We start from the raw sequence: 978 nt of genomic DNA on the forward strand, positions 1-978 counted from the left end.
GTCGTGTCGGTGTAAGGTCTCAAGCGGCTTCCCTTTCCTGCGGCAAGAACCAGTATCCGCATTGGTATACACCTCCCCCGCCAGTAATGGCGGATAATAAGAGATTATCCGTTGGAACATTCTCCTTTTACATTTTACCTGCTTTTTTACTATATTGCAAGTATCCTTCCACCAAGGTAACAAGTGCTGTAACATTTATTTTTTTGATAGATTATCGAAGGTATTGTCTCGGAAAGCGTGCTATCCTTCATATCCGCGTTCATGCGATCCAGGTTGGCTAAATCACTGGATTCAGTCTATAATCGAATGTGCAATGGTCGGGGGAAGAGTATCTTTTGGAAGAGTTAAAATCTGAGGTGCCAAATCTTCCCGTCACAGGTGCGCTATATGAAGAGGAAGTGCTATTTTTGATAGGGTATTTATACGCTACTGGCACTACTTGACCGGGGAAAACAGCGAAATACACCAGCAATAATTTCTACCGCCACTTATTGAGCAAGCGTCAAGCGGGTATACAGAAAGCGGGCTTCCAGTAACAGGAGGCCCGCTTTATTGCCCAAAACACACGATAATTAGCTTAATTATCACTTGCTGTATTGCTATAGCAACGAACAAAATTCTTTAATCTACTTTCTGCTAACCAAGTAAAACGAAAAGCGCTATGCAGAGGATTACATTTGAATCACAGAATTAGCAATCCGCCGTTCTCCGCCGACAGGTGTAGTATAGAAACGCTGTTCAATCCCCCATAGAAGCAACCTTAAATCTTCTTCGCTTCCAATCCCAAAAGTATTTTGATCAGTTTTCAAATTAGGACAGTACTGTCCAATATAAGAAAAAATCTGTGCTCTATCATTCGCTTCCAAGCTGCTTAGGGCTTGTTTGAAAAATAAAAGTTGCACAAAAGGAGCAGATATGCGAAACTAGAGGTATGAAATGCTATGAATTAACAACAGAACAATGGGAACGTGTCAAACC

At 41.6% G+C, this 978-nt stretch carries 1 protein-coding gene; it reads left to right on the plus strand.

The window, feature by feature from the left end:
* On the plus strand, positions 1-281 hold a 281-nt coding region (locus tag B5F88_RS21205; RefSeq protein ID WP_204246285.1), incomplete at its 5' end, for a hypothetical protein.
* Positions 282-978 lie beyond the last annotated feature (697 nt).

The sequence above is a fragment of the Flavonifractor sp. An306 genome (assembly GCF_002159455.1).
GTDB lineage: Bacteria > Bacillota > Clostridia > Oscillospirales > Oscillospiraceae > Flavonifractor.